This window comes from Deltaproteobacteria bacterium, from assembly GCA_019309045.1.
In the GTDB taxonomy this organism is placed as follows: domain Bacteria; phylum Desulfobacterota; class Syntrophobacteria; order BM002; family BM002; genus JAFDGZ01.
On record JAFDGZ010000001.1, the window covers coordinates 55,684 to 81,477 of the forward strand.

The following is a 25,794-nucleotide window of genomic DNA, read 5'->3' on the forward strand; positions in this document are numbered from 1 at the left end:
AATGTGTCCAGGCATACATCCCGGGGAGACAGGAGGGCGAACATGGAGCTTCTTGCACTGATCAAAGCACGAAGGAGTATACGGCGTTTTCAAAGTAAAGAGATTCCGCAGGATGATCTACAGCACATATTGGAAGCCGTGCAGTGGGCGCCATCCTGGGCCAATACCCAGTGCTGGGAAATCATTGTGGTACAAAAACCTGAACTCAAACAGCAGCTCAGAGAAACCCTCGGCAAAGGAAATCCAGCTGCCAAAGGTATGGTGGAGGCGCCGCTGGTGCTCGTCCTGTGTGCCAGGTTGAAAACATCCGGCTACTACAAGGGGGAGGTAACCACCAAGTTCGGCGACTGGTTCATGTACGACCTCGGCATCGCCACCCAGAATCTCTGCCTTATGGCTCACAGTGTTGGCCTGGGTACGGTAGTAGTGGGCCTCTTCGACCACGACAAGGCTGCAAGTCTGCTGGATGTGCCTGCAGGATACGAGGTGGTAACCATGATTCCCCTGGGTTATCCTGCTGCGGAATCCAAAGCGCCCAAGCGTCGCGAGATCAGCGACTTTGTGCACCACGAGAGGTTCTGAGCTAGAAGGGCGCGGCCGTCGGCAACAGCCACCAAGAGCGCTCGCATCTTTGACGCAGCTCAGCGCCCGCTAGGAACACTACCTGACAAAGGGGTTATATCTCCTCTCCTCGCCTATGGTAGAGGTGGGCGCAGGGCCATAATTGTGGCCGGGCAGCACCACGGTCTCCTCTGGCAAGGTCATGAGCTTCTCCTTGATAGAGTTGATGAGCAGCTCCATTGAGCCGCCGGGCAGATCAGTGCGGCCGATGCCTCCCACAAACAGAGTATCACCGGTAAAAACCCGGCCGTCTGTCAGGAGACACATGCCGCCGGGGGTGTGCCCCGGGGTGTGCAGCACCGAGAGTTGTTGCTCGCCGAACTCAATAGTTTCTCCTTCTTCCACGGTCCTGTCAGGAGGCGGCGAAGCCTCGCAGCGAAACATCTGGAGTATGAAGGGTGACGGATTGGCCAACCGTTGCGCATCTGCCGAGTGGATGACTATGCGAGCCCCAGTGAGCTCTTTCATCAACCGGTTGCCGCCGGTATGGTCGGCGTGGCAGTGAGTATTGACAATGTATTTTATCTTTTTGATTCCTCTGTCTTTTGCTATCTCCAGAAGGCGTTGCACCTCGTCAGCTGGATCGACAACAATTCCCTCGCCACTCTTTTCGCAGCCCACAATATAGGCAAAAACTGCAAAATTTCCCACCTGTACCTGTTCAATGATCATCTCTGTTTCCCTTTCGCTTTCTTTGTTTGTAATTCGAACGCTGCCCAAATTATCGAGCATAAATTTTTATTATAACTGTGCAGCAATTAAAATTGTAGAGCAAACCCAGCCCTTCATCTGAAAAGTTCACCTCTGATCTGCAATTCACTCAGCTGAAAAAGCTGCCGCACTCTCTTTACTCTCTCTCGTTGAGCCGAATATGCAGGCTTTTCTGACATCAGAGCCCATGCTGCTGTTCTGAGAGCAAAGCTTGACTTCCGGTCCTTGCGGGCTAGAATGGGCAAGACTCTCACAACAATTCCTGACAGTGTCTTCGGATGTTGGGCGATCTTGATTGCCTCCTGGATCAAGACTGTTCATTGGAGCAAGTATGACCTCTCAGACCCTTCCCGCAGGAAAACTCAGAGCAGAGACCTTGGACGAGCTGTTGCAACATACCTCTTCTGATCCTAACATCCTGCTGGGCCCGGCAATTGGAGAAGACGCGGCCGTGGTCGACTTCCATGGCCGCTATCTGGTGGTCAGTACGGATCCCATCACCTTTGCCACGGACCAGTGTGGCTGGTATGCGGTCTGGGTAAACGCCAATGATATAGCAGCATGCGGGGGGACGCCTCGTTACTTTTCTGCCTCTGTTGTCCTGCCGCATGGCCCCACGAGCCTGGACGATATAAAAAAGCTCTTTATGGAAATTGAACAGGCCTGCCAGCAGCTGGGCATCTTGTGGATTGGCGGTCATACTGAAATAAGTCCCACGGTGACCACTCCCCTGGTGGCCGGTCAGATGATTGGCGAGGTGGCCCCAGAAGAGTTGTGCCGCTCCGCGGATGCTCAGCCCGGAGATGCCCTCGTCCTGGTCAAGACAGCAGCCATAGAAGCAACAGCTATTATTGCCAGGGAAAAGGCCAGGCAAGTAACAGCTGCCTTTGGCAGAGAAACCACAGAAAGGTGCCAGAGATTTCTCTTCGAGCCCGGCATCAGCATTGTGGCCCAGGCAGCCATGGCCCGCGGCTTTGCCGTCCATGCAATGCACGATCCCACAGAAGGAGGGGTCATTACGGCAATTCGAGAGATTTGCCTGGCCTCCCGCTGTGGCGTGGTGGTGGACGAGAAGGCGATCCAGATACTGCCGGAGACGGCTGCCCTCTGCAGGCATTTCAACATAGACCCTCTGGGCGCCATATCTTCCGGCGCACTCCTGCTTACTCTTGCAGAGGAGAATGCTGCGCGCCTCCTCAGTCACTACCAGAAGCACACCGTTCCTGCAGCAGTGATCGGCACGATGGTGCCCAGAGAAAATGGCATGACCTTGCGAAAACAAGACGGCAAAATCACACCCCTGCCTTTGTTCGACGTGGATGAAATTGTCAAACTCTTTGCCTGAAATGATGCCGGCCATGTATCCCCAGATTGCCACTTTTTTCCGGCAGAATCCTTGCTTGCACCTCCTGGAAAAGTTTCTCCCCATGGGCATTAGCAGCAATCTGCTTTCTTGTGCGCCGTTGTCTGGGACTGCAGCCACTGCTCAGCAACAATTCTGTATCCAACAGAGCACTTTCTTCTCAACGTTCCCCTCTATGGTATACTTTTATATATCATTCATTTTCTCGATTTCCCTGCAGTTTCAAGCAGTTACAATCTGGCATTTCTCTTGCTCTTCTTGTTGCCGTCATGTCACAGGAAACAAGCTGAATTCAATATTCACTCAGGCAGAGCACTAGCAAGATCGAAGTGGTTTCTGCGCACCACAGAGGGGAGAGAACCATGGATGATAGAAAAGCAATACAGCTGCCGGTCTTCTACAACAAAGGGGGAAAGAAGATAAAAGCCCTCGGCAGCCGCTTTTCAGAGAAAGGTTGCTTTGTGGTCACCAAAGTTCCCCACATCTCGGGCACCACGTTTTCCCTGAAAATCACCAATCCTCGGACAAAACAGGATATATGCCTGGACAGTTCAGTGGTCATGCGCACTCGAAACAAATATGACAACAGTTGGGGCATGGTCCTGCGTTTCATGAACGTGGGCAGCAGCCACAAAGACAAGATCCAGGAGGTATTGGCTGAAAACAGCACCTCAGGCAACTCAAACCGGCAGGCAGGCTACCTGAAGACCCATGTGGGTCAGGCAATTCTCAAATATTTCAGCTATAAGAAAAATACCCTGTAGTAAGAAGTCTCGTCAAAGCTGTCGCTGGCAGTTGCCGCTCTGAGGACTATTGCTGCCAGGGATTCTCTGTATAGTGCGGCCATCTAATCATGGCACTCTTGGCCGCCCCGGTGCAGCAGAGACCATTCGGTGGATGCTCCCTGCTGATTGGCAGCAAGCTATGCTGAAAATGACAGCGGCACTGATATCTGCCCATGTGTCTCGAAAGGTTTCTATTTTCTGCCACTACTCATCGATCTCTCGCTCTGCTGTTTTGCAACAGGCAGATGCCCAGCCAGGTAGCATACTACTATACTCTGCTATAGCAGCCTTCCTGGCAAAAGCCTTGCCGGTCTTTTCGGTAGAGAAACACGAGCCCTCCTCTCCACCCACAGTTCATGATATGATGGCAGACGCCGATTAGCAGGCGTCAGTCCACTTCATATGAGCCATGCCAGGCAAGACCGGGACAGGAGTCAAAAGGAGACGTGCTCCTTTTGTCAGCGACATGAATAAGAAACAACCACTGCTCTGGCTCCTCTGGATCTTGAGCATTTTTCTGAGCTGCAGTGACAGGGCGAGTGCTGGTGACTGGGCCTTAGCTCTCTATGGAGGCGTATTGCTGGAAGGCGAGCTTAACAATGCCACCATTGCCCACCAGGGATTTGAGGACTCTTATCTGCTGGCCCTGGCACTTACCAGAAAAGTCGCAACCTGGGAAAATATGATCGATTGGGAGGTTGAGGGGCAGAGTGTCAAACATTTTGCTGCTCAAAGCAACTGGGAATTCAATGGTCTTGTCGCAGTTCGCTGGCTGCTGTTTCCCTGGGATAGCTACCTCGATACCAGTTTTGCCTTTGGCGGCGGATTGTCTTATGCCACTGAGACTCCCAAAGTAGAAAAAGAAAATCATGACCCTGCAGCCAAATTTCTAAAATATCTGATGCTCGAACTGGCTTTTTCTCTGCCTGACTCCGAACGCTGGAGCCTGCTTGTCCGCATTCATCATCGTTCAGGGGCCTTTGGCCTGTTTCACGGCGTAACCGGGGCCTCGAATGCCCTGGCCTTTGGCGTCCGGTATTCATTCTAGTGCCCTGCTTTTACTGTCCATCTGGGAAAACGGGGCCAGATTAACCTTTGGCCTCTGTCAATCTGGAGAGCAATGTTACAGGGTTTCTCTGTAAAGTTGGCTTCTTGCTTCATCCTGGCTTTGGGCGTGCCAGCGGTTTGCCAGCCGATGCCAGAGAAAGGCCAGAACAAGGCCCCGGCCGATCCTGACTGACTGTAGTTATCCGCCCCTTGCGCCTGAAGGAGCAACTAGAACACGAGCGAGGGCGAGCAGTTGACAGCTGGCATGCCTGCTGCTAGAAGACAAAAGGCCATTTGCGCAGCAGTTATATTCGATATACCAGTAAAGCATCAGATTCCATGAGCTGGAGAAAAGAGGGTGGACTCGAACAAGGAGAAAGGAAAGATGAAAAGATGGCTATTTTGTGCTGTATACATTGTCTGCTTCCAATTTTTGTCTTTGAGTTCAGCTTTTGCTTTTCAGATGGCGGACTACTGGCCGATAACAGCTGGCAACCTACTGATTTTTGATAATGAGATCATGACCTTCAGTTCAAGTATGCAGAAATTTGGCCAATATAATGCTCGCAAGACGATACTGGGGGCTACTTTCTGTGAGGATCTTTGTGGGAACCACCTTTATCTTTATCTCGGCCCTGAGGGCCTTTTGGCCGTCGCCCTGTACAATGATGGCGGCACTATAGATGTTTCCGCAACTCCGGTTAAATTATTTTCGGCGGAAATGCAAATTGGCGACTCTGTGGTTTCCACTGTTCCGGCTGGAGTGATCGATTCAGATCAAATAACTTTCACAGCAACTCTATCCGGCAAAGAGACAGTAGCAGTCCCTGCCGGGACCTTCAAGGACACCCTGGTTCTGGTGTTACTGGTGGAAGATAGTCCCAGTTCCCATTACACTGAAAAACTATGGTTGGCTAAAGGCGTCGGGCCGGTAAAGATAGAAAGGGTCGATGAACCCTCGGCAGATAATGAAGGATGTCTTTTTACCTGCGGCTGTTTTAACAGGGATACAGAGCACATCGTCCAAAGAGAAATCAAACTGGAGGATTTTTTCAGTCAAAAAAAGGGAGTTGTTGTCGTTCCATTATTTTGAGGCAGAGAGGCGCCGGGACGCTCTTTTATAATTCAATAACTCAATCCATCAATACGTATTGATCATCTCTATAGTAGGGGATATTAGTCACAAGAGATATTTATTGCTTCTCAATATCTGCCAGTCCTGCCGCAGGCGGCACTCATGCCCGCAGGTCTTCTTGCGCAAGAAAGTGTTATTTATCGCCCTGCGCCCTAAAACCGGCGCCTCGTCCCCGCAGACAGCAGCAAGAACAGTTTGAGACAAAACCTCGGCAGGCTCGATATCTACTGCCCTGAGAAGAATCTTATAATTTTATGGTTATGGATGTCCCGTTTTCGCTCGAATAATACGGTTCCATTTTCGCATTTTTGACCTATAATAGATGGATGGCTAGCGCATGCAGGGGTAAATTTGTCTGAGTGGTGTGGAAGAGAGCAGCTTTCAATGGAACAGAGTGAAAAGACAATTGCCGAATATGTGGAGCTGGCTAGCGGTATGAGCGGACGGGAATTTATTGCGCACCACAACCACCCGGTACTTGTTGAAAAAGTTGGGGTTTTCCCCCACCAGTCCGACTCCCTCATGTCCGGCACAATGGTTCTGGAGGCGGACGCCCCCGTAGGCAAGCTGGTAGAAGATCTTGCTGCCCTGGACATGGGCGGCGCCAAGGTATTCCCCCTGAAGAAAAAACCGGGGTCTTTGGGCGAAGACATTTTTGTGGGCAGAGCACCCACTAATGACATTGTGCTGCCCAGTTCTTCGGTGTCGAAGTCGCATGCCAATTTTACCCCCACTTCGGAGGAGAGAGACTACGAACTGGTGGACATGTTTTCTTCAAATGGCACTTTTGTAAATGGAGAAAAAATCCACCCCTTCGAAAAACATCCGGTAAAGGACCACGACGAAATCAGCTTCGGCCCCGATTATGTGCTGATTTACTACTCTCCCAGAGGCTTTTATGAACTCCTGAGGAGTCTGCGAATGTGAGGGGGGGGCATCATAGCGTTTCGCAAGCAGAAACTTCATCCGGCTGCCAGCAATGTGGCAGCGGCGGTGGCCGCTTGTGCCGGGCCAGCAGCAGACGCAAGTGAAGTTGGATTTGAGAGGACCACCATGAAAACCGAAAAACAGATGAATGCCAGGAATATTTTGCAACTTTTGATTGTAGCCTGCAGCATCCTGGCTGCAGGCATGTGGTGTGTGGCGGTCCCGGCCCACGCTGCCGAAAACAACAGCTACCGGGCCGGCTATGTCATGGGGTACCAGGAGGAACCCGCAGCCAGGGCTGCAGACCCCACACTCACCTACGGCAAGTATGCGGTTCAGAGGCGGGAGGCCCTCAAGAAAGAAGGCAAAGTGCCCATCAGCTTCTACCGGGGGCTGAAAGACGGCTACCGGCATGCCATCAGAAAAAGAACTCCCAAGTTCACCATCGAAGACGTCCATCTGGATCAGCTGCCTCCATATCTCCGGCCCACGACAAGTACAGCCGAACCAGTCAAGGAGAAGAAATCCTCAACTGAATAAGCTCTTTTCTCATTCTAATCCTCGATAGTATTTGCCCATATTGCAAAAGGAGGGATACGTCATGGCCAAAGCATTCGTGCTCATTACTGCCGAACCCGGAGCAGACCGGGAGGTCGCCACCAAGGTCAAGGAAATCGCTGGAGTGGGAAATGTCTACCTGGTGGCTGGACTCTATGACATAGTTGCCGAGGTCGACGCTGCCGACGACAGCGCTCTGCTGGCGCTCGTCTATGACAAGATCAGGGTCATCGACGACATTCGAGAAACCCAGACCATGTTTTGTCTGCCAGTATGATGTAGCTGTTCACAGGGCGTTGCAGGTTGCTCCGAGAGCAAGCCACCCCAATCAGAGCAATGGGCCAGCATCAGGTTGGCCTGAGAAGCTGCTCCCAGCTGCAGCCCCGGCCTGACACAGACCTGCGAGCCGCTGCCTGGAAAACTTCCTGGCAGCGGCAGGGCAACTCTGGCGGGGCCGTTTGTCGATGGGTCATATTAAATGGTTTGCGCCCGGAGAGGCGACTTTGACTCCTGTGGAGGAGCGCCTCACTGCAGCTGCTTTGCCAGTGCAGCCACCCGCGCCCCCAGTTTCTCTCCGTTCTGCCGAGCGCTTGCGTCCGGGGCGCCCAGGCAGGCCACCCCATAATGGCCGGTGGCACTCATGGGGTCGCCCACGATTATCATGCCGTAGATGAGCATGGCCTGAATGATGGAAAGCATGGTGGTCTCCTTGCCTCCCGAGGCGTCCCCACCGGTGGCAAAGGCAGCACCTACCTTGTTCTCCATCTTCTTGCGCACGCCTACAAAATCATCAAAGATTTTTTTGAGTTCAGCAGCCATCACGCCAAAATACACGGGAGAGCCGGCAATCACCCCGGCTGAACCCACAAAATCGTCCTCGCTGACCTCCTCGGTGGATCTCAGCAAAGGCTGCACGCCATCAACAGAGGCCACCCCCTCGGCAATGGCCTCGGCCAGCTTCCTGGTATTGCCGCTTCGCGAGTAGTACAGGACCAGTATCTGCATATCCATCTCCTTCCCTAGCCTCAGTTGGGCAGTTGGCTTATCTGAGCACTCTTTCCGTCAACCGCCTGCAAGAATATCCCCCCCAGCCGCTGCCGCCAATATAAAATACTGCGCCCCGCCTTTCAACCGGCAAGCATCCGGCTGCCAACAAGAAAAACACTGGTGTCTCTCACGGCCAAGTGCTAAGATCATCGCCATTTTAGTCGACAGGTGGCAGCCCTGGCAAGACAGCCCTCTTTGTTGACCAGGGAACGAGAAGACAACTAGGCCGAGGCAGCCATGCTCTCGGCGGCTCCCCCGCAGCCTTCGTATGGATGTGAGAACCTATAAAGCTGACTCCCTGCTGATGCTCACCGCGATCATCTGGGGAGGAGCCTTTGTGGCCCAGAGAGTGGGCATGGATCACGTGGGCCCCCTTACTTTCAATGGCGTGCGCTTTGCTCTCGGTGCTCTCACTCTGATGCCGCTGGCCCTGCGCCAGAGCCCTGCCGCCAAGATGCCCGCAGAGCTGCTGCCGAGCTTCACCACCAGGCAGACTCTTCTGGGAGGAGCCCTGGCAGGAATAGCGCTTTTTGCTGGTGCCACCTTGCAGCAGGTGGGGCTGCTGTATACCACAGCTGGCAAGGCTGGCTTCATCACCGGGCTCTACGTGGTGATCGTGCCATTGCTGGGTATGATCTGGAGACAATGGCCTGGCTGGGGGGACTGGACCGGCGCCATTTTGGCCGCCGCAGGCCTCTATTTGCTCAGTGTGAGCGAGCAGTTCACTCTTGCTCCGGGAGATGCCTGGGAAGTGGCAGGTGCCTTCATGTGGGCTGCCCACATGTTGATAATCGGCTGGTTGTCCCCACGGGTAAATGGCATTCGCCTCGCCTGTGCCCAGTACATCGTCTGTTCCACTCTGAGTCTCCTGGTTGCCTGCTTTACAGAAGAGATCCTCCTGAGTGGCCTGCTGGCAGCCACCGTGCCAATTCTCTATGGCGGCGTCATGTCTGTTGGCATTGCCTATACCCTGCAGGTTGTGGCCCAGCGTGTGGCCCCACCCACTCATGCCGCCATAATCCTCAGCCTGGAAGCTGTTTTTGCCGCCCTGGCAGGCTGGCTTATCCTGGGTGAAACCCTCAGCCTCAGGGCCATGCTCGGCTGCGGCCTCATGCTCTCGGGGATGCTGGTGGCGCAGCTCTGGCGCTCTCCATCCCTTTGCTGCAGGGAGGACTGCAGTGAGAAGCCTACTCCGGAGCACTCCGAAAAGACTCACCGCAACTAGGCGGGTAGCGGTTCTTTGCCAGCTTCAGCCCCAGAGTTCTAGGGGCGTTATTTTCCTATCCACCTCTTGCAGAGCCAACTTTCCCAGATAGTCAAAAACCTCTGCACCTTCAAAGTCAGCTGACTCATCTCGCCTGGCGCAAGCAAGAATGCGCTCCTGGCTCGCAGGCTGCTGCGGAGAGAATGTACCTCGCAGCAAGCCAAGCCAGAATCCCTCTTCTTTGAACAATAACAAGTCCTCGAATGCTGTCTGGGGCATGCCATTGCCTTTGACCCTGGCAAACGTCTGAGTATCCCCGGGGACAAAAGATAGATTTACCGCCTGATAGCGCAGCAATTCAAAAAACAGATCAAAGGACTCCTGGATTTGCTCCATGTCCTGCTGCTCCAGAGCCCTGGATGCCTCTGCAACGAGCTCGGCAATGTCCTGCTGGCCATAGGTCAGGTCCAGGAGAGAAAAAACATTGTTGTACACCCGTTTGAGAGACTCTTTGCCCTTGCTGGCAATGACATCTTTGTCGTTGAGTATTTTCTTGATGTTGCTGATGCTGAACATCTCCTTCCAGTCCGGGCTCTTGCGCAGGGCAACATCGTCAATGGAAGTGCGATAGATGGCCAGCTCGTTGTCGAGGACGAGCACCTCTGGCTGTTCAGCCTCCCCGATGCGAACGTAAAGTTCCAGGTCTCTGGCTTTCTCCTGCTTGAACTGCGACATGGCCAACAGTTTCCTCATGAGATCCTTGTCAACCCGCCTCTGACTCGGGCCTTCCCTGATGGAGCTGTTGATCGCTTGCACAAGCCTATCCAGGCTGATCTTGGCCTTGAGATTCTCTTTGAATGACACGATGGCCTCCTCCTCGGCAGATAATTGCTGTTGTCAGTCATCATTTTCATTGTATGATAGGCGAAGCAATCTGAGAAGCGAATAACATGCTGGCTGCAAATTTATGAGGATGCCAGCAATGACAGATCTGCAAGGAACTGCGCATGACCGGGCCCACGATTGAATTGCTGCAGAACCCCATCCAGGAATATGACTGGGGTTCTACCACCGCCATCGCCGAGTTGCTCGGTCAGCCGACGCCCTCCCCTTCGCCGCAGGCGGAACTATGGATGGGGGCACATCCGCGGGCGCCATCCAGAATTCTCTGGCAAGGGAGTTGGCGGCCTCTGCCGGAGCTGATACAGGAGTATCCAGAAGAAATTCTGGGTCCGCGCACTGCCCAGAAATTCGCCGGGCAGCTGCCATTCTTGTTCAAAGTCCTTGCCGCTGCCAGACCGCTGTCTCTGCAAGCTCATCCCAACAAAGTCCAGGCAGAAGAGGGGTTTGCCAGGGAAAATAGCCGAGGAATCCCCCTGGACGCACCAGAACGCAATTACAAAGACAGCAACCACAAGCCGGAGATCATCTGTGCCCTCACAGACTTCTGGGGCTTGAACGGCTTTCGTCCCATCCCAGAGACGCTCAGGTGGCTGCACATTCTGGACATAGCCGGACTGCAACCGGCAGTGCAACGGTTGCAGCAGCAACCTGATCAGCAAGGATTGCGCCGGTTTCTCGAGGACTTGCTCACCATGAGCAGTCAACAAAGGCTTTCGGTTGTGGCAGAGATCAGCGAAGCAGTGAAGGAGCTTGACAGGAAGGTTCCAGAGTTTTACTGGGTCACAAAGCTGTTGCAGGACTATCCCCAGGACATAGGAGTCATAGCTCCCCTGTTTCTCAATCTAATTTGCTTGCAGCCGGGAGAAGCCATGTATCTGGCTGCCGGGGATCTGCACGCCTATCTGCAAGGAACCGGCATCGAATTGATGGCCAACTCCGACAACGTCTTGCGGGGCGGCCTCACCAGAAAACACGTGGATGTGGCGGAGCTTCTCACGGTGCTGAGCTTCCGTGAAAAAAAGCTGGCAATCCTCACCCCCCGACAGCTCCCTTCAGGAGAAAAGCTTTATGAGACCCCTGCGGAAGAATTCTCTCTGGCCGTAATTTCCGTCAGCCAGGAGAGCCCCTTCAGCAGCAGAGCCAATCGCAGCGTGGAAATCCTCATCTGCACTGCAGGAGACGCGTGGCTTACCGCTATGGACAGCGGCAAGAAAATTCATCTTCTCCGAGGCCGATCCGTTCTGGTGCCAGCTGTGGTCAAGGAGTATCACCTGAAGGGGAGGGCGGAAATCTACCGGGCAACCGTGCCCATCTAGCCGGGACTTTTCGGGCATCACCCGCCTGGTGTGGCTGGAGGGCTGGATATCTCTGTACTGCAGAGCTGCTCTAGCGCCAGGATGAGGGCCTGGGTGCCAAGCTTGCCGTGGCCCTGGGCCTTTACTGCCAGATAGAGCTGCTGGACCAGAGCCAGGCCCGGCAAGGAGAGTTGGAGGCGTCTGGCCTCTTCCAGGGCAATGGCCATATCCTTGACAAAGTGGTCCACAAAAAAACCGGGATCAAAGTCTCGACGCAGGATGCGCGGCGCCAGATTCGTCAGCATGCCGCAGGCGGCAGCGCCGCTGCTCACAGAACGCAGCATTTTTTCCAGATCGAGACCCGCCTTGTAGCCGTAGAGCAGACTCTCGCACACTCCAATCATGGTTCCGGCAATGACTATCTGATTGCACATCTTGGTGTGCTGACCTGCTCCGGGGCCGCCCTGATGGACAACCTGTTTTCCCATCACAGCGAGCAGAGGCCTGATGGCTTCCACCGCCTCCCGGTCCCCACCCACCATTATGGAAAGGGCAGCTTCCCTGGCGCCCACATCACCGCCCGATACAGGCGCATCTACTGCCTGTACGCCGGCGGCCTGCGCTCTCCGGTAAATCTCTCTGGCAAGCGATGGTGTGCTGGTGGTCATGTCTACCACAATACTGCCAGGCCGCGCTCCCGAGAGAATGCCGTGTTCTTCAAGGTAGACCTGCCTGACATCCTCGGGAAAACCCACCATGGTAAAGACGACAGTAGAATTGGCCGCCACCTCCCGGGGCGATTCCGCCCAGGAAGCTCCCTTATCGAGGAGAGGCTGCGCCTTTGCCCTGGTGCGATTGAACACGGTCAGGCGGTGGCCGTATCTCAGCAGATGGCTGCACATGGAAAGACCCACAATTCCCGTGCCAATCCAGCCAAGAGGTGCATCCGTACCGAAGCGCAGAGTTTTGCTGCTGGCAGTATTCATGACAACTGACTGGATACACTTAGAGTGGTGCTCTTGTCAACCGGCAAAAAGACCGCAACTCTTTCATCGCAGGCAGCAGCGACCACTTTCCTTCTTCGGGAAGCAAATCCAGTCTGTTCGCAGTTCCCATTGACAGCACTCCACATAGCTTGCTAAGCTGAAACACTATAATTTTACCAGGGATAATCAGCAGCAAAAGGAGGCAGCCATGGCTTACACCAATGTGCTGGTAGACGTTCAGGACCACATCGGCCGCATAACCCTCAATCGACCAGAGGAAATGAACACCTTCAATGTACCTTTTGCCCGTGAGCTCAATGATGCTCTCAGAGAGCTGGACCAGAACCCGGAAGTGCGCGTTGTCATCATAGGAGCTGCGGGCAAGCATTTCTCCACTGGCATTTCGCTGGCTGAATTCAAGGACAAGAACCACGGCGACTATCGAGAATTCATCAAGCTGATGGATGAACACAATCACACTATAGCCGGAATGAAAAAGCCGGTCATTGCTGAGGTCAAGGGATATGCCATAGCCAACGGCGCCGGGCTGGTCTTTGCCTGCGATCTGGCTGTGGCCGCAGAAGATGCCAAGATAGGAACCACTGCCATCAATGTGGGCCTTATCTGTCTGGGGCCGGCCGTGCCCCTGGCCAGGCTGGTAGGTCGCAGAAAGACCCTGGAAATGGTGCTGGGCGGAGACATAATCTCAGCTGCCGAAGCAGAAAAGCTTGGACTGGTGAACAAGGTGGTTCCTGCCGACAAGCTCGAAGAAGCCACTACTGACCTGGCCAACAAACTGGCGGCCAAGAGCCCTCTCGCCTTGCAGATTGGCAAGGTAGGCATCTATGCCCTCGAGGATCTTCCCTATCACAAGGCCGTCGACTACATGAGCGAACTTTTTGCCGGCCTCTGTGTCACAGAAGACGCCATGGAAGGTCTGCAAGCTTTTCAGGAAAAAAGAAAGCCCGTCTGGAAGGGCCGTTGATCTGCAGCAAGAGCAACTGACTACTGGGTTCAGGGCCTCTGTGTCGAGGAAACGCCAGTCTCGTGGCAGGCCCCGAGCAGTCACCATACTGGCAAGGCGAATCCCTGTCTGGAGGTTTCAGCTAACTAATTACCACCTGACAGCCAAGTCTTTGTTCCAGTCTTCTTCAGCTTCGCATCCAACCAGCTTTTGGTGATGCCGGGGGTATATGTCATGCGGACAGTATGCTGTGCCGTGAACCTGCGAGTCAGAAAATCTTGCCTGCCACCCAGTAAAGGGCCATGCCCACCAGCACGGTGCCGCCAAGGGACTTTGTTTTCAAGGCAAAGACAAAAGTCGGCAGGGCGACCCACAGTTTTGCCTGGGACAAACTGAGACAGCGAGGTACACCGTGCGTGACGAGCTCGGGTGCCAGCAGGGCACTCAGAATGGCCACCGGCAGCAGATCCAACCACTCTACAAACCACTGGGGCAATTGTCTCCTGGACAGAAAAAGAAGTGGCACCCAGCGCGGCAGGTAAGTGACTACACCCATGCCAAGGACCAGCAGCAGGTAGTCGCTCTGATTCATAAACGATATCTCCGACCGTACACCCTTTTGAGCGCTGTGCCGCAGGTTGCAGCAAACAGGGAAGCAAGGACGATATAGCCATTACCCGGAAGCAGCAGGGCCAGCACTACGGCAACCACGGCGGCACAGGCAGCGGTGAGGACATACAACCCTCCGTGGAGCTGCAATACCAGCAAGCAAATGAACATGGCCACCAGGGCATAGTCGATGCCAAAGGAGCCTGCCGGAATAAACTGGCCACTGAAACCGCCTATAATGGTGCTGCTCAACCAGGCAATATTGGCTGTGTGGTTGAGAGCCAGGGCCTGGGGCCAGTGCCAGCTTCCTCGTCTGAATCTTGTCAGGTTGACAGCGAAGCTTTCATCGGTAATTCCATAGGCAAAGAGCGACAGCCAGCCCCTGGGGAGCCGCTGCAAGTAGACAGCAAGAGAAGAGCTCATGAGCAGATGTCGGAGGTTGACCATAAAGGTGGTGGCCACGATAGGTGAGACAGTGGCGCCGCCAGCCAACATGGACACAGCGATGAACTGGGAGCTGCCCGCAAATACCAGCAGAGACATGCAGCCGATTTCCAGAGGGTTGAGCCCTGCCTTCTGGGCCAGAACACCGAAGGCAAGGCCGATGGGAAAGTAGCCCAGGCAGATGGGCCAGGCAGCTCTAACGCCTTCCCAGAGGCTGGTGCCAGAAGGGTTTGCCGAGCGGCTGGATTCGGATGGCGGTACCATGAAAACCAGCTCCAATGAGAAACGGCCCCAACACAAAGGGGTTCTGCAATGCCTCATAGCCTATAGCTTTTTGCTGACCTTGTCGAGCCATGATTCTGTCTGTGCTTCCTCTCACCACAGTGATTTTTCCAGGAGCGCCTGTTAGATTAACCAGTAAAGTTACTGAAAAAATAGCATACAGTTCTGGAGGGTGTCTTGAAAAAGAAGGAAATTCTCACGCCGGATCATGATCTGTGGGATGAATTCTACCGTGGTCTGTGCGGACAGGGAGGCTGTGATTTCAGATTGGACCCGGCCAAAGGGTATGGCTGGAAATGTAACCATGGCAACAGCAAACAGCGCACCAGAGCCGTCCTCAAGACCATGCCGACAATTGATGTAGAGGGAACTCTGGCATACTTCGACGCCCGCGGCCTCTCCTGCGACTGCAAAATCTTGTTCAATGCAACCGGTAGTGAACTTGACGACGAGTTGCATTGATAGCCGCACCGCACATGGGCGCGATGATTGGCTGCGACTCTAGAAGATAACATTGAAACTGTTCACGGCGTTTGATGTAAGGTGTGTGCTGAAGCTCTTCGGCCAATGTTGTGATAGCGTGCTGCCCCGGGATTGCACGAACTTGCCATGTAGGCCGGGCCCCATGCTGCCGTGGGCCGCAACTCGAGCAGAGCTAAAGGCAAGATAAAAGTGGTGGGTGCGCGAGTGCAGAAGCCCGCGCCCCCAACCTCAGCCTGCCTTTACCTCGATCTTTCGCGGTCTTGCCTTTTCCACTTTTGGCAATACCAGCCGCAGGACACCGTCCTTCATGGTGGCAGAGATCTTGCTCTGATCAATGCGATCAGACAGGCTGAATTCTCGATGGAATCTGCCGGTTTCGTATTCCTTAAGCAAGAATCTCTCATTGTCTGCGGTCTGATCTTCTACTTCGGCTGAAATGGTCAATTGTCCCTCAGTCAGGTCTATGCTGATACTATCGCTCGCTACCCCTGGCAAGTCAGCAAGCAAAGTGATCTCGTTTTCCGATTCGAAAATGTCAACTGCTGGCACGAATACAGGCCCTGGCTTGGTCTGCTCTGCTTCCGCCTGCACCTGCTGTTTTTCTCTCACCTGCAGTTCCTTGTCTGCCATATTTGTCACCTCCCATCATCATTGTTGGCGCTTCTTTCAAGAGGACTTCACTTCGATCTGCCGCGGCTTTGCTTCAATTGCCTTGGGAAGTGTTACCGTCAAGACACCATTCTTGCACACAGCAGTTACCCTACTCGAGTCTATTTTCGAAGGCAGGGAGGTTATTCTCTGGAATCGTCCTGCTTCGCGCTCCCGCCTGTGGTAACATACGTCCTCGCCCTCCGCAGCTATCTTTCTCTCCCCCTTGATAATCAGATTGTTGTCCTGGGTAGTGATCTCGATATCCTCTGGAGACACCCCGGGCAGTTCTGCCCGCACATAAAGGTTCTCACTGTCTTCCGAAACATTGATGGCCGGAAACACACCGGCAGTAGAGACCCTCTGTGTCCCAGAGAAAGATTCGAACAATCTGCTGATCTCTCTCTGCAAACGCTCCATTTCGGCAAAAGGATCCTTTTGCCAGCCAAAAAGGCCTGGCCGCCATCTCACTACTGCCATACTATCTACCTCCTTTCTGTCATGCTCTTCACAATATGCTGCCCTGGAGTTGAGTTTGATGTGCTGTTTGAACTCCCCTCCACCTCAGCCTTGAAATATCGAGCCGCATAAATTCAAGGTCAAGCACCTGGAATTTATATTAACTTTGTTTGATCCGGCCAAAAAGTAAGTCCCCTTCCCGGGCTTGTCAAGAGGAGCCAGGGCGAAGATAGTCCCTACGGTGCTACAAGACATTCCCTAGCCGCCTTGCCTGGCACGACAAACCACAGGCAGCAACCAGAGGTCTGGAATGGTATCTCTGGTTTCGCATCCCTCTAGATTGCCGACTGCAGTTGTGCCATATGGCATTGGCTTGGCGGTCCGGGTTGTTCTGCTGAGCCGGCGTCTGCGCCTATCTCAAATGGGAAGCGGACAGCAGCAGCAATCCAGAGCCAACCATCTGCAGCGACCTTCTTGCAGCACAGCTCAATTAATAACGGCAAGGAATCGACCACCAGAATTCAGGCAGACTTACTGTTCATCTACACTGCGATGAAGAACCTGTCCGGCAGGCAGCCAACATGCCGCAAGCCAAGATATGGTCTTGCAAAACAATGGAAGCAAGAGAAGCAGAGGCAGCAACTGCCATAAAGGAGGTCAGCTGCCCGGGTAAGAGGGCTGTATGCCAGGGCGGTGTGATGATGATTTGGCGGTAGCCGCCAGCACGCCTCGAGTAAATCCATGAAATACTCAGATAAGCCGCGGCTAGAATAACAAGCGTGCTTTCTTCTTCATGAAGACATTGAAGCTTGATGCTCTATTATAAGCATATCTTTTAAGTATTGTGAGACGTTGTCACGAATATATTGACGGTCTTCATCAGAAATCTGCAAAAATCTTACGCCGACAGCACGCCTTTCTTGTTGAGATTTGTGCGGATACAAATGGCAATGCACCACCTGTGCAGTTATAATTAGAGGATCATGCGCCGGAGGATATATATCCATGCGGAATATTTCATAAGGAATAAATGAATAATTGCAGAAAAAGAGCGAACCATACGCACTTATATTCGCTGTTTCTCCTTTTATTAAACCATTCGTCTTCTGGGAATTCTGCGGCAGAAACGAAATCAAGCAAATCTGTTCTCGAGTGTTATTTACCTGAATAGGAAGGTTATTATTGTATAATTTTAAACAGTATCTCAATATACGAACTGGCCACTTTGCCTCCAGCCTGATTGCCAGTCTTCTCTTGTAAGACGCCTCTGTCATTTTTCCCGACCAGTGTTGTTCAACTGCCAACCGCTCAGCCTTCGTCCAGCAGTCATGTAAAACTTCTGCAGCCAATCGCTGCCAGCCCCACCTTCTTTCTCGTCAATTTACCCGGGCAGCCTCCAGGAAGCCTTTCTGTTGAGCTGGGCCTCCTGTCCCGGCTAACTTACAGGAAGAACTTCATGAATGCAAGAAAATCGTGCACCCTCTGTTGCCAAGGGAGATCAACCAGGGCGCTGCAAATCAAGGAGCTCGCCACAGTACCTGGCCGCTCTTGTCCAGCAAAATAAGAGCAGGCAAGGCCTTTTGTTCTATGAAGCCGGTTCGCCGTATCCTGGTAAGATCGGTATTGCCGAGTATTGCACGCTCTCTGCCGCTGCCATCGTAGATTGTCATTGCTGCTTCACCTGCATGGTCCACCAACAGGGCAATGCGGTTTCTACCCCGGTTGTCTCGCAACGACAGATAGGGCTCGCCATTTGTTTTTATGGCCATGGTAGCTCGATGCTTGCCTTGACCGTCCATCAGGGACAACACGGGAGTTTCTTGCTGCCCGGTCAGGGTAAACAGAGCATGTGGTCGACCCGAGCTATCATAAAGAACGAGGCCCGGCCCTTCAGCAGACATGGCCAGAGTAGCTCTAACCACGCCCTGCTTGTCCACCAGACGAAACTCCTGAGAAACCAGCACATGGTGGGCCTCTGCAGGTTGCTCGGCGAACAGGAGGGCGTGCTCGTCAAAGAGGTTGGTCAACAACCCTCCGCCTACCCCGGCAATTATGGCCAGCAAGACAAGCATTGCTATTCTTCCATTTTCTTTTGCCATCTTCCTCTTCCCTTTCCTAGGCTGGATAGTCCATGAATTAACAGCTGCCCTCTCTGGATCCTCCGAGCCAGTGCAGGGTCTTCAGCATGATTCGCTCGTGCACCGCCTGCTGGCTGACACCGGCGGCTTTGGGCAGCCGAAAAGAGTGGTCCCCACCCTCTATGATCTCCAGCACCCAGGGAGCCGACAACCGCTCCAAGACTTGCTGCAACAGCGGCAAATCGCATAGAGAGTCCCGACTGCCGGCAAAGAAGAGCATGGGGATAGTGATATGCTCGAGGTGGGCTGCCCTGAGTTTTTCTTTCCGTCCAGGCGGATGGAGTGGATAACCGTAAAAGATCAGCCTGGCCACTGGCAGGAGACCTTCGGCAACCATCTGGGCTGCCACTCTGCCACCCATGGATTTACCTGCAGCTATGATAGTTCGCGGAGCATGGCGGTGATCACGCAAGAAATGGTAGACCTGCTGCCAGGTAGCTGCCAGAACCTCTTGTCTGTCCGGAGACTTGCGCCCCTGTTCGCGATAGGGAAAGTTGAATCTGAGCGAAAGATAGCCGGCCTGGGCCAGTCCCTGGGCCAGAGTGACCAGCAGAGGATGGTTCATATCGTTGCCAGCCCCATGGGCCAGGATAACGCCTGTTCCAGTTTTTTCCCCAGAAGTTCGGGGCAAAGAGAGGATCCCTGAGACCTGCCTGTGTTTTCCTATGGGAATATACACTCTGTCATTCATGTGCAGTTGCCCCTCAAACTTTTTCTGCTGTGATTTTTTAGCTTATGCTTATGAGCTAAATGCTGTCAAGATCACCTTTGATAAAGGCTCTCTTTTGTTGCCGTTCACAGCCCCGCAGGAGCACAGTGGCAGCGTCCAGCGCCCCGCCCTTTGACTTATTGCTCGCACATCAGGTAATATATGAAATTCTTTTGACTTGCTCTGATCTCCCAGCTCAGAGATCTATGGATCAGCGGATGGTGCCCGGTGGAAAAGAAGCAGTTCATAGATGAACTCAGCCAGAATGACGCTGTGACAAGCCCTTTCCTGGTAAAGGAAAAGAGACTTGCTACAACTCGCAGCGGCAAGCCATACCTCAGCCTTCGCCTCGGAGACAGAAGCGGCGAGATTGAGGGCCGCATCTGGGAGCAGGCAACAGAGCTCGACTCCGCCTTCGATGTCAATGATGTGGTGTTGGTGCAGGGCAGGGTGGAGCGCTATCGCGAGCAACTGCAACTCAAGGTAACGGCAATCGAGCGTCTCGATCCGGAGGACATCGAGGCAGATCTGTTTCTGCCCACCAGTCCAGTAGACTCAGAGGAACTCTGGCAACAACTCAAAGCAATTGCAGCGCAGGTAAGGAATCGGCACCTGCAGCGGCTGCTGCAGCATTTTCTCACCGCCCCGGATTTTGCTCGGCAAATGAAAAAGGCACCTGCTGCCAAGTCCATGCATCACGCTTATGCCGGTGGCCTCCTGGAACACACGGTGTCAGTGACCAAACTCCTCGAGAGTTTTTGTGAACACTATCCTTTTTTGGACAGAGATCTGCTCATCACGGCAGGGATACTGCATGACATAGGAAAGTTGGAGGAACTCTCAGGCAATCTGGCCATAGACTATACTGATGCCGGCAGGCTGCTCGGCCATCTGGTGCTGGGCGCCCAACGTGTGGCTCAGGAAATTGACAAGATCGCCAATTTCCCAACGGATCTTGCCCTCAGCCTTCAACATCTTATTGTCAGCCACCACGGCGAATACGAATTCGGCTCCCCCAAGCGCCCCAAAATCATCGAGGCCTTTGCCCTCCATTATGCCGACGATCTGGACGCCAGGATGAACAACATCAGCAGCGTCCTTGCTGCAACTACCTCCCGCTGGACCACTTTTCAACGGCAGTACGGCCGTTTTCTATTCAAGGGCGGCAACAGTAGCCAAGCCGCCGCCCTGGAGACCTCCAGGTCTGCCCTAGAAGTGAGGCCCCGGGAAAAGTCTGCAAACTACAGCCTGTTGGAGCGGTTGTCCTCGATCAGCGAAGGAAAGGAGCCTTGACCGCTGTGTTCATAAGCTTCGAGGGAATTGAGGGATCGGGCAAGAGCACGCAGGTGCACAAATTGGCGCAGCTATTCAGCCGCCGACAGATCCCTCACGTGGTAACCAGGGAGCCAGGTGGCACTAGACTTGGCCAACTGGTCCGCCGCATTCTTCTCGATTCGCAGCACCGAGAAATGGAAAGCCTCACAGAACTGTTGCTCTATGCGGCGGACAGAGCCCAGCACGTGGCCCAGGTCATTCGTCCTGCCCTGGCAGCGGGAAAATGGATCATCTGCGACCGCTTTGCCGACGCCACCATCGCTTATCAGGGCTTTGGCCGAGGGCAAAACATGGATCTCATCCATGAGTTGAACAGGATGGCTACCCAGGGAGTATGGCCAGAGCTGACCCTGCTGCTCGACTGCCCGGTGGAAGTTGGCCTGCACAGAGCTCGACAACGTATCGACAGATTGGCCCCGGCGGATCGGCAGGACCGCTTCGAACAGCAGTCGCAGTCATTTCATCAGAAGGTCAGGAATGGCTATCTGCAACTGGCAGCCGCAGAGCCAGAGCGCTTCATGGTTCTGGATGCCACCAAGGACCCGGACCTGCTGCACGAGGAAATTGTCGCACTCCTGGCACCTCATGTGAGCTGAGGGAGGAGACGGAATGAGTTTTGCCGATATCTTTGGCCAGCAGCGTGTTATTCGCTTGTTGCAGAGAGGCTTGCGCAACAATCGTCTACCCCACTCCATGCTGTTCACGGGTCAGCAAGGTGTGGGCAAGCGGTTGACTGCTGTCACACTTGCCAAGGTCCTTACCTGTCAGGGCGGCAACAGACTGGATTGCTGCGAGCAGTGCAGCTCTTGCGCCAAGGTCAACAACAACAATCATCCGGACGTGCTCACCCTGAATGGCCAAAAGGATATCATCAAGATAGGCCAGATTCGCAACATGCAGCAACATCTCCGTTTCCGGCCGCTCGAGGGCGACTGGCGTATTGTTATCCTGGATCATGCCGAGCAGATGACCATGGAAGCAGCAAATGCGCTCCTCAAATCGCTAGAAGAGCCTCCTGCTGGCAATCTCTTCATCCTCACCGCTCCTGATGTTACTGCTCTGTTCCCCACTATTGTCTCGCGCTGCCTGCATCTCCGCTTTCAGCCACTGAGCCAGACTGTCATCTCACGGTATCTACAAGAGTCCCATGGAGTAAAGGTAGAACAGGCGGACGAGGTCGCCTCGCTTGCAGGGGGAAGCCTGTCACGAGCCCTCAATCTTGTGAATGAAGAGCTCAGCAAGCACCGCCGCTGGCTCTCGGCTGCCATAGACAATCTTCACGGTCTCAGCTACACGGAGGTGTTGACAGTTGCAGAGAAATGGAGCAAGAGCACACCGGGTCTGCGCCAGGACCTCGACTGGCTGCAAGTGCGCTTGCGTGATCTTGTGGTCAGCCGTCTGCTCCAGGCTGACAGCTGCCAACGAGTGACGCAGCCGGAGTCGTTGCCCACCTGGTTGCTGATGCAATTTTTTGATATGGTCACAGCACTGCAGCAGGGACTGCAGTACAACTTGAACAAACGGCTCGCCCTCGAAGCCCTGCTCCTGTCTGTGCAGAGTTTGCTGAAAAAGGAAGACAGCCAAGTCAGCTTTTCAGCAAAAGGCTTCGACCTCGCGGCCTCCAGTAGGATATTGCGTGGATAAAATGGATAAGATCGTCGGTATTCGCTTTCGAAGAGGGGGCAAGGTCTATTACTTCGATCCAGGCCACTTTGTCCTCAAAGAAGGCGACGAGGTCATAGTCAAGACCGAAAAGGGATTGGGATTCGGCTTCGTGGCCACGCCAGTGCGCCAAAGGCAGCCCAATTATCCTGCCAAGGAACTGAAAGAGGTCTTCCGCCTGGCCAACAATGCCGACCGCCGCCAGTACAAGGCAAATATTGCTCGGGAAAAGGATGCCTTTGCCTTCTGTCAGCAGAGGATTGCCAAACGTGGACTGCCCATGAGACTGGTGGATGTGGAGAGCTTCTTTGACGGTTCAAAAATAATATTTTACTTTTGTGCAGACGGCCGTGTTGATTTCAGAGAGCTCGTCAAAGATCTGGTCAAGAAACTCAGAACAAGAGTGGAGCTTCGTCAGATAGGTGTCCGCAACAAGGCCAAAATGATTGGCGGTCTGGGTCCTTGTGGCCGGGAATTATGCTGCACCACTTTTTTGAGAGAGTTCCATTCGGTCTCGGTGAAAATGGCAAAAGAGCAAAATCTCTCCCTGAACCCCACAAAAATTTCCGGGGTCTGTGGCCGACTCATGTGTTGTCTCAAATACGAGTATGCCGACTACCAGCGGCTGAAAAAGGGCCTGCCCAAAGTGGGAAAACGGGTGCACTCATCAGAAGGATCCGGCAAGATTATCAGGCAAAATGTCATGGAGCAGCGACTGATAGTGCAGTTGGATGAAGGAGGAGAGGTAGAGCTGGCAGCTGCCGACATCAGCATGGATGACAACAGTGAGAGAAAGAAATGACAGCAGCAAAGACCGGTAGGCCGTCACAAAGTAAAATACCGGCCTAGACTGCACAGAGCATGGAGGTCTGATGACAACGAGAAGCTACATTACCACCCCCATTTACTACGTGAACGCCCCCCCTCATCTTGGTCATGCCTATACTACTATTGTGGCCGACGTCATCAATCGCTTTCACAAGCTCATGGGGAAAGAAACTTTTTTTCTCACCGGTACGGACGAGCACGGCGACAAGGTTGTGGAAGCCGCTGCTGCAGCCGGCAAAGACCCCCAATCGTATGCCGATGAAATCAGCGCTCTCTTCCGCAACATCTGGCCAAAATTGAGGATCACCAACAACTATTTCATCCGGACCACAGACGAGGCTCACAAGCGGGTGGTCCAGTACATCCTGCAGAAAGTTTATGACAGTGGCGACATCTACTTCAGCTCTTACAGTGGCCAGTACTGCGTAGGCTGTGAGCGCTTCTATACGGAACGAGAACTGGTCGACGGCAAGTGCCCTCAGCATGACCGGGCTCCAGTTCTGCGCCACGAGGAAAATTACTTTTTCAGAATGAGCAAGTACCAGGACTGGCTCATCGACCACATCAACAACAATCCTGACTTTATCAGGCCAGAGCGCTATCGCAATGAGGTCCTGAGCTTCCTGAACGAACCCCTGGACGACCTGTGCATTTCTCGTCCCAAATCGCGGCTCAGCTGGGGTATCACCCTGCCTTTTGATGACCGCTATGTTACCTACGTCTGGTTCGATGCCCTCATAAATTACGTCTCGGCTCTCGGCTATCCCGACGGCGAACTCTATCAGCGCTTCTGGCCAGTAGCGCAACACCTGATCGCCAAGGACATCTTGAAGCCGCACGGCATCTACTGGCCCACCATGCTAAAGGCGGCAAACATTCCTTTGTATCGGCACCTCAATGTGCACGGCTACTGGAATGTGGATGAAAAGAAGATGTCCAAGAGCAGAGGTACGGTGGTCAAGCCACTGGATCTTCTCAAGATCTATGGCCTTGACGCCTTTCGTTACTTTCTCATGCGGGAGATGGTATTCGGGCTCGACGCCAACTTCAGCGAGGAGGCGTTGATCAACCGCATCAACGCTGATCTGGCCAATGATTTTGGCAACCTGGCGAGCCGCCTCCTCACCATGGTAAAAAAATACTGCGACGGCAAAGTGCCGGCGCCTGCCAGCCTGCAAGCGGAAGATACAGCCCTGCGAGAAGCAGCCATGCAGCTGCATCACAGCTATGTGGCCAACATGGAGGAACTGCAGTTTCACAAAGCTCTAATGGAGCTCTGGGCAGTGATCAACCTTATAAATCGCTATATAGACCAGTGTGCACCCTGGGTGCTGGCCAGAGACGACAGCAGTAAATCTCGCCTGCACACAGTACTGAATTGTGCTCTCGAAGCCCTGAAAATCGTCACTGTGCTTCTGGCTCCGGTCATGCCGGCAGCCAGTGAGGATTTGTTGAGCAGGCTTGGTCTGCAAAAGGACTCTCTGGACCTCAGGCTGGCAAGGGATGCTTCCTGGGGGACTCTCATACCGGGCACTGCCATCCGCCGAGGCAAACCTCTCTTCCCCAGGGTTGACAAGATCTCTGCCATGGCAGCTGCAGGCCCTCAGAGCAGCCTGCCACAGCTGGCAATTGATGAATTTGCCAGGTTGGACCTTCGGGTTGCCGAAATCATGGAAGCGGAAAGCATTCCTGGCTCCAACAAACTGCTCAAGCTGCAAGTTGATATGGGTGAGACCAGGACCATAGTAGCCGGCATCGCCCAGTCCTACAAGCCAGCCGAACTCAAGGGGAAGCAGGTGATAGTGGTGGCAAACCTGAAACCGGCCACCCTGATGGGAGTACGCTCAGAAGGGATGGTTCTTGCCGCCAGCGACGGCAGCAGCCTCACATTGGTGACCCCGGAAGAAAAAATGAAGCCAGGCACTCCTGTCAAGTAGCGGAGGCACCGAGGCGGCTCCAGGGGCAGTCAATGGGGCTCAGGTTTTAAGGGCCTGGCGAATCCTTTTCCTGAGCAACTCGAGGGTTGCCTGGTAATCTGCAGTAGAAAACACTGCTGAACCTGCAACAAACACCTCAGCCCCGGCCCGGGCTGCCTTGCCGATGGTATGGGGGTTGATGCCACCATCCACCTCGAGCTCCACCTGCAGCCCACGCTCATCTATCATGCGCCTGAGCTGGGCAATTTTCGGCACCATGGCTGCAATGAACTGCTGGCCACCAAACCCGGGGTTTACAGTCATGAGCAGCACCTGGTCCACCAGGTCCAGGACGTGTTCGATCATCACCAAAGGGGTGGAGGGATTGAGGGTGACGCTGGCCCTGACGCCCAGTTCCCTGATGCGCTCCAGGGTGCGATGCAGATGGGGCAAGACCTCCACGTGCACCCCGAGAGTGTCTGCCCCAGCCTTGACAAACTCTTCCAGATAAGAATCAGGATTGCTCACCATCAGATGCACATCCAACGGCAGATGGGTGGCCCGGCGTACTGCCTTAACCACCTCGGGGCCAAGGGTGATGTTGGGGACGAAATGCCCGTCCATCACATCCAGGTGAATGTAGTCTGCGCCGGCTGCAGTTACGGCAGCCACTTCTTGATGCAGCCTGCCGAAATCGGCAGCCAGAATCGATGGCGCCAGTTTTTTCATCTTGCC

29 protein-coding genes are annotated in these 25,794 nt (G+C 53.9%); 17 read left to right on the forward strand and 12 right to left on the reverse strand.

Annotated elements, in window-relative coordinates; all coding sequences use genetic code 11:
- The first annotated feature begins 42 nt into the window (after nt 1-42).
- A complete protein-coding gene (locus JRI89_00225) occupies nt 43-582 on the forward strand; it encodes a nitroreductase family protein (protein MBW2069655.1) in 540 nt (179 codons plus the stop codon).
- Nucleotides 583-660: 78 nt separating this feature from the next.
- Here JRI89_00225 and JRI89_00230 read toward each other — a convergent pair whose 3' ends face one another.
- The gene (locus JRI89_00230; GenBank protein MBW2069656.1) at nt 661-1,293 is read right to left on the reverse strand and encodes an MBL fold metallo-hydrolase; all 633 of its coding nucleotides are present in this window, start codon (nt 1,291-1,293) and stop codon (nt 661-663) included.
- 370 nt (nt 1,294-1,663) lie between these two features.
- On the opposite strand from JRI89_00230, the gene JRI89_00235 reads away from it, so the two are divergent.
- The 7 genes from JRI89_00235 (at nt 1,664) to JRI89_00265 (ending at nt 7,424) form a co-directional block, all read left to right on the forward strand.
- On the forward strand, nt 1,664-2,677 hold the full coding sequence (locus JRI89_00235) for a hydrogenase expression protein (GenBank protein ID MBW2069657.1): 1,014 nt from the start codon (nt 1,664-1,666) through the stop codon (nt 2,675-2,677).
- 380 nt (nt 2,678-3,057) lie between these two features.
- Entirely contained in the window at nt 3,058-3,459 is a 402-nt protein-coding gene (locus JRI89_00240; protein ID MBW2069658.1) for a PilZ domain-containing protein, read from the forward strand.
- A 487-nt stretch (nt 3,460-3,946) separates the two neighbouring features.
- Nucleotides 3,947-4,528 (forward strand): acyloxyacyl hydrolase, encoded by a 582-nt coding sequence (locus JRI89_00245; GenBank protein MBW2069659.1) that lies wholly within the window; start codon nt 3,947-3,949, stop codon nt 4,526-4,528.
- 384 nt (nt 4,529-4,912) lie between these two features.
- Nucleotides 4,913-5,620, forward strand: coding sequence for a hypothetical protein (locus JRI89_00250; GenBank protein ID MBW2069660.1), 708 nt, complete (start codon nt 4,913-4,915; stop codon nt 5,618-5,620).
- Nucleotides 5,621-6,046: 426 nt separating this feature from the next.
- Nucleotides 6,047-6,589 (forward strand): FHA domain-containing protein, encoded by a 543-nt coding sequence (locus JRI89_00255; GenBank protein MBW2069661.1) that lies wholly within the window; start codon nt 6,047-6,049, stop codon nt 6,587-6,589.
- A gap of 126 nt (nt 6,590-6,715) precedes the next feature.
- Nucleotides 6,716-7,129, forward strand: coding sequence for a hypothetical protein (locus JRI89_00260; GenBank protein MBW2069662.1), 414 nt, complete (start codon nt 6,716-6,718; stop codon nt 7,127-7,129).
- A gap of 61 nt (nt 7,130-7,190) precedes the next feature.
- A complete protein-coding gene (locus JRI89_00265; protein ID MBW2069663.1) occupies nt 7,191-7,424 on the forward strand; it encodes an Lrp/AsnC ligand binding domain-containing protein in 234 nt (77 codons plus the stop codon).
- 248 nt (nt 7,425-7,672) lie between these two features.
- On the opposite strand, the gene JRI89_00270 is transcribed toward JRI89_00265, so the two are convergent.
- Nucleotides 7,673-8,152: an NAD(P)H-dependent oxidoreductase gene (locus JRI89_00270; GenBank protein ID MBW2069664.1), complete on the reverse strand. Its 480-nt coding sequence runs from the start codon at nt 8,150-8,152 to the stop codon at nt 7,673-7,675.
- Nucleotides 8,153-8,462: 310 nt separating this feature from the next.
- On the opposite strand from JRI89_00270, the gene JRI89_00275 reads away from it, so the two are divergent.
- The gene (locus tag JRI89_00275) at nt 8,463-9,419 is read left to right on the forward strand and encodes a DMT family transporter (GenBank protein MBW2069665.1); all 957 of its coding nucleotides are present in this window, start codon (nt 8,463-8,465) and stop codon (nt 9,417-9,419) included.
- 24 nt (nt 9,420-9,443) lie between these two features.
- Here JRI89_00275 and JRI89_00280 read toward each other — a convergent pair whose 3' ends face one another.
- Nucleotides 9,444-10,262: a hypothetical protein gene (locus tag JRI89_00280; GenBank protein MBW2069666.1), complete on the reverse strand. Its 819-nt coding sequence runs from the start codon at nt 10,260-10,262 to the stop codon at nt 9,444-9,446.
- Between the two features lie 158 nt (nt 10,263-10,420).
- Here JRI89_00280 and manA point away from each other — a divergent pair, with 158 nt between their 5' ends.
- Nucleotides 10,421-11,617 (forward strand): mannose-6-phosphate isomerase, class I, encoded by a 1,197-nt coding sequence (gene manA / locus JRI89_00285; GenBank protein ID MBW2069667.1) that lies wholly within the window; start codon nt 10,421-10,423, stop codon nt 11,615-11,617.
- A 17-nt stretch (nt 11,618-11,634) separates the two neighbouring features.
- Here manA and JRI89_00290 read toward each other — a convergent pair whose 3' ends face one another.
- Entirely contained in the window at nt 11,635-12,582 is a 948-nt protein-coding gene (locus JRI89_00290; GenBank protein ID MBW2069668.1) for an NAD(P)-dependent oxidoreductase, read from the reverse strand.
- 208 nt (nt 12,583-12,790) lie between these two features.
- Here JRI89_00290 and JRI89_00295 point away from each other — a divergent pair, with 208 nt between their 5' ends.
- The gene (locus tag JRI89_00295; protein ID MBW2069669.1) at nt 12,791-13,567 is read left to right on the forward strand and encodes an enoyl-CoA hydratase/isomerase family protein; all 777 of its coding nucleotides are present in this window, start codon (nt 12,791-12,793) and stop codon (nt 13,565-13,567) included.
- Nucleotides 13,568-13,814: 247 nt separating this feature from the next.
- Here the strand turns inward: JRI89_00295 and JRI89_00300 are convergent, their stop codons facing one another.
- Together JRI89_00300 and JRI89_00305 are read right to left on the reverse strand one after the other, a co-directional pair.
- The gene (locus JRI89_00300) at nt 13,815-14,138 is read right to left on the reverse strand and encodes an AzlD domain-containing protein (GenBank protein ID MBW2069670.1); all 324 of its coding nucleotides are present in this window, start codon (nt 14,136-14,138) and stop codon (nt 13,815-13,817) included.
- Complete coding sequence (locus JRI89_00305; protein ID MBW2069671.1) at nt 14,135-14,863, reverse strand: AzlC family ABC transporter permease; 729 nt, start codon at nt 14,861-14,863, stop codon at nt 14,135-14,137. The genes JRI89_00300 and JRI89_00305 overlap by 4 nt, the downstream gene beginning before the upstream one ends.
- 195 nt (nt 14,864-15,058) lie before the next feature.
- Here JRI89_00305 and JRI89_00310 point away from each other — a divergent pair, with 195 nt between their 5' ends.
- Nucleotides 15,059-15,343, forward strand: a complete 285-nt coding sequence (locus JRI89_00310) for a hypothetical protein (GenBank protein MBW2069672.1) — start codon at nt 15,059-15,061, stop codon at nt 15,341-15,343.
- Nucleotides 15,344-15,592: 249 nt separating this feature from the next.
- Here the strand turns inward: JRI89_00310 and JRI89_00315 are convergent, their stop codons facing one another.
- The 5 genes from JRI89_00315 to JRI89_00335 all read right to left on the reverse strand — a co-directional run bounded on the left by JRI89_00315 (nt 15,593) and on the right by JRI89_00335 (nt 19,300).
- On the reverse strand, nt 15,593-15,994 hold the full coding sequence (locus JRI89_00315) for an Hsp20/alpha crystallin family protein (protein MBW2069673.1): 402 nt from the start codon (nt 15,992-15,994) through the stop codon (nt 15,593-15,595).
- A 36-nt stretch (nt 15,995-16,030) separates the two neighbouring features.
- On the reverse strand, nt 16,031-16,492 hold the full coding sequence (locus tag JRI89_00320) for an Hsp20/alpha crystallin family protein (GenBank protein MBW2069674.1): 462 nt from the start codon (nt 16,490-16,492) through the stop codon (nt 16,031-16,033).
- A 770-nt stretch (nt 16,493-17,262) separates the two neighbouring features.
- Nucleotides 17,263-17,820: a PilZ domain-containing protein gene (locus JRI89_00325; protein MBW2069675.1), complete on the reverse strand. Its 558-nt coding sequence runs from the start codon at nt 17,818-17,820 to the stop codon at nt 17,263-17,265.
- Between the two features lie 168 nt (nt 17,821-17,988).
- Entirely contained in the window at nt 17,989-18,570 is a 582-nt protein-coding gene (locus tag JRI89_00330; protein MBW2069676.1) for a hypothetical protein, read from the reverse strand.
- 37 nt (nt 18,571-18,607) lie between these two features.
- Nucleotides 18,608-19,300, reverse strand: a complete 693-nt coding sequence (locus JRI89_00335; protein MBW2069677.1) for a dienelactone hydrolase family protein — start codon at nt 19,298-19,300, stop codon at nt 18,608-18,610.
- Between the two features lie 246 nt (nt 19,301-19,546).
- On the opposite strand from JRI89_00335, the gene JRI89_00340 reads away from it, so the two are divergent.
- The 5 genes from JRI89_00340 to metG all read left to right on the forward strand — a co-directional run bounded on the left by JRI89_00340 (nt 19,547) and on the right by metG (nt 25,080).
- Nucleotides 19,547-20,611 carry an HD domain-containing protein gene (locus JRI89_00340; GenBank protein ID MBW2069678.1) on the forward strand — a complete coding sequence of 355 codons (1,065 nt, stop codon included), beginning with the start codon at nt 19,547-19,549 and terminating at the stop codon, nt 20,609-20,611.
- Between the two features lie 5 nt (nt 20,612-20,616).
- Nucleotides 20,617-21,249, forward strand: a complete 633-nt coding sequence (locus JRI89_00345) for a dTMP kinase (GenBank protein ID MBW2069679.1) — start codon at nt 20,617-20,619, stop codon at nt 21,247-21,249.
- Between the two features lie 13 nt (nt 21,250-21,262).
- Complete coding sequence (gene holB / locus JRI89_00350) at nt 21,263-22,297, forward strand: DNA polymerase III subunit delta' (GenBank protein ID MBW2069680.1); 1,035 nt, start codon at nt 21,263-21,265, stop codon at nt 22,295-22,297.
- Nucleotide 22,298: 1 nt separating this feature from the next.
- Nucleotides 22,299-23,117 (forward strand): stage 0 sporulation family protein, encoded by an 819-nt coding sequence (locus JRI89_00355; protein MBW2069681.1) that lies wholly within the window; start codon nt 22,299-22,301, stop codon nt 23,115-23,117.
- A gap of 70 nt (nt 23,118-23,187) precedes the next feature.
- Nucleotides 23,188-25,080: a methionine--tRNA ligase gene (metG, locus tag JRI89_00360; GenBank protein ID MBW2069682.1), complete on the forward strand. Its 1,893-nt coding sequence runs from the start codon at nt 23,188-23,190 to the stop codon at nt 25,078-25,080.
- 39 nt (nt 25,081-25,119) lie between these two features.
- Here metG and JRI89_00365 read toward each other — a convergent pair whose 3' ends face one another.
- Nucleotides 25,120-25,788: a ribulose-phosphate 3-epimerase gene (locus JRI89_00365; GenBank protein MBW2069683.1), complete on the reverse strand. Its 669-nt coding sequence runs from the start codon at nt 25,786-25,788 to the stop codon at nt 25,120-25,122.
- Nucleotides 25,789-25,794 lie beyond the last annotated feature (6 nt).

Bases quoted from the DNA above. Each gene is read 5' to 3' on its own strand.
- JRI89_00250 (MBW2069660.1), top strand. From the start codon at position 4,913: ATGAAAAGATGGCTATTTTGTGCTGTATACATTGTCTGCTTCCAATTT.
- JRI89_00270 (MBW2069664.1), bottom strand. From the start codon at position 8,152: ATGCAGATACTGGTCCTGTACTACTCGCGAAGCGGCAATACCAGGAAG.
- JRI89_00305 (MBW2069671.1), bottom strand. From the start codon at position 14,863: ATGGTACCGCCATCCGAATCCAGCCGCTCGGCAAACCCTTCTGGCACC.
- metG (MBW2069682.1), top strand. From the start codon at position 23,188: ATGACAACGAGAAGCTACATTACCACCCCCATTTACTACGTGAACGCC.
- JRI89_00265 (MBW2069663.1), top strand. From the start codon at position 7,191: ATGGCCAAAGCATTCGTGCTCATTACTGCCGAACCCGGAGCAGACCGG.
- JRI89_00330 (MBW2069676.1), bottom strand. From the start codon at position 18,570: ATGGCAAAAGAAAATGGAAGAATAGCAATGCTTGTCTTGCTGGCCATA.
- JRI89_00315 (MBW2069673.1), bottom strand. From the start codon at position 15,994: ATGGCAGACAAGGAACTGCAGGTGAGAGAAAAACAGCAGGTGCAGGCG.
- JRI89_00240 (MBW2069658.1), top strand. From the start codon at position 3,058: ATGGATGATAGAAAAGCAATACAGCTGCCGGTCTTCTACAACAAAGGG.
- JRI89_00300 (MBW2069670.1), bottom strand. From the start codon at position 14,138: ATGAATCAGAGCGACTACCTGCTGCTGGTCCTTGGCATGGGTGTAGTC.
- JRI89_00245 (MBW2069659.1), top strand. From the start codon at position 3,947: ATGAATAAGAAACAACCACTGCTCTGGCTCCTCTGGATCTTGAGCATT.
- JRI89_00255 (MBW2069661.1), top strand. From the start codon at position 6,047: ATGGAACAGAGTGAAAAGACAATTGCCGAATATGTGGAGCTGGCTAGC.
- JRI89_00320 (MBW2069674.1), bottom strand. From the start codon at position 16,492: ATGGCAGTAGTGAGATGGCGGCCAGGCCTTTTTGGCTGGCAAAAGGAT.
- JRI89_00290 (MBW2069668.1), bottom strand. From the start codon at position 12,582: ATGAATACTGCCAGCAGCAAAACTCTGCGCTTCGGTACGGATGCACCT.
- holB (MBW2069680.1), top strand. From the start codon at position 21,263: ATGAGTTTTGCCGATATCTTTGGCCAGCAGCGTGTTATTCGCTTGTTG.
- JRI89_00235 (MBW2069657.1), top strand. From the start codon at position 1,664: ATGACCTCTCAGACCCTTCCCGCAGGAAAACTCAGAGCAGAGACCTTG.
- JRI89_00365 (MBW2069683.1), bottom strand. From the start codon at position 25,788: ATGAAAAAACTGGCGCCATCGATTCTGGCTGCCGATTTCGGCAGGCTG.
- JRI89_00335 (MBW2069677.1), bottom strand. From the start codon at position 19,300: ATGAATGACAGAGTGTATATTCCCATAGGAAAACACAGGCAGGTCTCA.
- JRI89_00355 (MBW2069681.1), top strand. From the start codon at position 22,299: ATGGATAAGATCGTCGGTATTCGCTTTCGAAGAGGGGGCAAGGTCTAT.
- JRI89_00230 (MBW2069656.1), bottom strand. From the start codon at position 1,293: ATGATCATTGAACAGGTACAGGTGGGAAATTTTGCAGTTTTTGCCTAT.
- JRI89_00260 (MBW2069662.1), top strand. From the start codon at position 6,716: ATGAAAACCGAAAAACAGATGAATGCCAGGAATATTTTGCAACTTTTG.
- JRI89_00275 (MBW2069665.1), top strand. From the start codon at position 8,463: ATGGATGTGAGAACCTATAAAGCTGACTCCCTGCTGATGCTCACCGCG.
- JRI89_00225 (MBW2069655.1), top strand. From the start codon at position 43: ATGGAGCTTCTTGCACTGATCAAAGCACGAAGGAGTATACGGCGTTTT.
- JRI89_00295 (MBW2069669.1), top strand. From the start codon at position 12,791: ATGGCTTACACCAATGTGCTGGTAGACGTTCAGGACCACATCGGCCGC.